2 protein-coding genes and 1 pseudogene are annotated in these 2,218 nt (G+C 61.8%); all 3 read right to left on the bottom strand.

From position 1 onward, the window contains the following. Window positions 1–96 precede the first annotated feature (96 nt). Window positions 97–666, bottom strand: a pseudogene (locus ACQKP4_RS28905) (ATP-binding cassette domain-containing protein); the annotation flags it as partial. After that, window positions 663–1,919, bottom strand: a complete 1,257-nt coding sequence (locus ACQKP4_RS28900; RefSeq protein WP_427637425.1) for a high-affinity branched-chain amino acid ABC transporter permease LivM — start codon at window positions 1,917–1,919, stop codon at window positions 663–665. The gene ACQKP4_RS28900 and the pseudogene ACQKP4_RS28905, both read right to left, overlap by 4 nt. Then, the coding region (locus ACQKP4_RS28895; RefSeq protein WP_427637424.1) for an ABC transporter permease subunit at window positions 1,916–2,218 on the bottom strand (303 nt) is incomplete at its 5' end. The genes ACQKP4_RS28900 and ACQKP4_RS28895, both read right to left, overlap by 4 nt.

Below are 2,218 nucleotides of genomic sequence, written 5' to 3'. Positions count from 1 at the left end.
CGCCCACCGTATTGATCAACATAGAAGGGCTCATTGGGCGCCTCCACTGATGGGTGGGCGAGTGGAGTTGTCGGCGTGCACGGCGAGGGTGCGGACTTCGGTTTCCTTGGGGTTCAGGCCGGCGGCCGGTTCGTCGAGCATGAGGATCCGCGGGCGGGTCATCATGCAGCGAGCGATTTCCAGGCGACGTTGCTGACCGTAGGCCAGGGTGCCGGCCGGACGGTTGGCGAACTGCGTCAGGTTGACCTTGTCCAGCCAGAACTCGGCGAATTCCATGGCCTCGCGTTCGCTTTTGCGGAACGACGGGGTCTTGAACAGGCCCGACAGGAAGTTGGTGTTCAGGTGACGGTGCTGCGCGATCAGCAGGTTCTCGACCGCGGTCATGTCCTTGAACAACCGCACGTTCTGGAACGTGCGCACCACGCCTTTGAGGGCGATCTTGTGGCCCGGCAGGCCTTCGATCGGCTCGCCGTCCAGCAGGATGCTGCCGCCACTCGGCTTGTAGAAACCGGTCAGGCAGTTGAACACGGTGGTCTTGCCGGCGCCGTTAGGGCCGATCAGCGCAACGACCTGCTTTTCCTTCACGGTCAGGGCGACGTTATTGACCGCCAGCAAACCGCCGAAGCGCATGCTCAGGTTTTCGACTTTCAGGATCTCGCGGCTCATTTGCGCAGCTCCATGTGAGGACGTTGCATGGGCAGCAGGCCTTGAGGACGCCAGATCATCATCAGCACCATCAGGGCGCCGAACATCAACATGCGGTATTCACTGAACTCACGCATCATTTCCGGCAACAGGATCATCACCACGGCCGCGAGGATCACGCCCAGTTGCGAGCCCATGCCACCCAGTACGACGATGGCGAGGATGATCGCCGACTCGATGAAGGTGAAGGACTCCGGAGTCACCAGACCCTGACGGGCGGCGAAGAAGCTGCCGGCGAAACCGGCGAAGCTGGCGCCCAGGGTGAAGGCCGACAGCTTGATGACCGTAGGATTGAGACCCAGCGCACGGCAGGCGATTTCGTCTTCACGCAGCGCTTCCCAGGCACGGCCGATGGGCATGCGCAGCAAACGGTTGATCACGAACAGCGCGCCGAGGGCCAGCAACAGGGCAACCAGGTAGAGGAAAATCACCTTGTTGATCGAGTTGTATTCCAGGCCGAAATACTCGTGGAACGTCTGCATGCCTTCGGCGGCTTTACGCTCGAAGGTCAGGCCGAAGAACGTTGGCTTCTCGATGTTGCTGATGCCGTTCGGGCCGCCAGTGAGTTCGGTCAGGTTACGCAGGAACAGACGGATGATTTCACCGAAGCCGAGGGTCACGATGGCCAGGTAGTCACCGCGCAGGCGCAGTACCGGGAAACCGAGCAGGAAGCCGAACGTGGCCGCCATCAGACCGGCGATTGGCAGGCAGATCCAGAAGCTCAGGCCGTAGTAGTGCGACAGCAGTGCATAGCTGTAGGCGCCGACGGCGTAGAAGCCGACATAACCGAGGTCGAGCAGACCGGCCAGGCCGACCACGATGTTCAGGCCGAGGCCGAGCATCACGTAAATCAGCACCAGGGTCGCGATGTCCACCGCGCCGCGAGAGCCGAAGAACGGCCAGACGAGCGCGCCGGCGATCAACGCGATGATGAACCAGCGCTGGGTGGTGGGCAGGGTCAGGAAGTTGCTGGCCTTGGCCGGAATCAGCGGCATGCTCGGCGAGGAGCGCCAGGCCGAACTGATCTGCTGATCGAACAACACCCGCAGGAACATCAATACCGAGCACACCGCGATGGTGATCAGCGTTGCATTGCTGGTGCCATGCACTTCGAGGTTGATGCCGACGATGGTCAGTTTCAGACCGAGTACCGGGTAGGCCACGGCCCACACCAGCAAGGCGCTGAACAGCGCCTGTTTAAGATTCCTAGTCATACTTTCTCAACCTCCGGACGGCCCAGCAGGCCGGTTGGCCGGAACAACAACACCAGAACCAATAGGCCGAACGCTACAACGTCCTTGTACTGGTCGCCGAAAATATCGGCACCGAAAGCTTCCGCGACACCCAGCACCAGCCCGCCGAGCATGGCGCCGGGGATGCTGCCGATACCGCCCAGTACGGCGGCGGTGAAGGCCTTGAGGCCGACGAGGAAACCGGCGTTCGGGTTATCTTCGCCCTCGCCGTAGCGGTGATTCCGCCACTGTTCATGGGCGCGGCCTGGTTCGACTGGATC

Origin of the sequence: Pseudomonas sp. NPDC086278, assembly GCF_050280905.1 — a bacterium.
In the GTDB taxonomy this organism is placed as follows: Bacteria; Pseudomonadota; Gammaproteobacteria; order Pseudomonadales; family Pseudomonadaceae; genus Aquipseudomonas.
This window is presented reverse-complemented; position numbering and strand designations above follow the sequence as displayed.

What these genes read in the sequence shown, in the direction of transcription:
- ACQKP4_RS28900 (WP_427637425.1), bottom strand. Translation starts at nt 1,919, where the DNA reads ATGACTAGGAATCTTAAACAGGCGCTGTTCAGCGCCTTGCTGGTGTGG.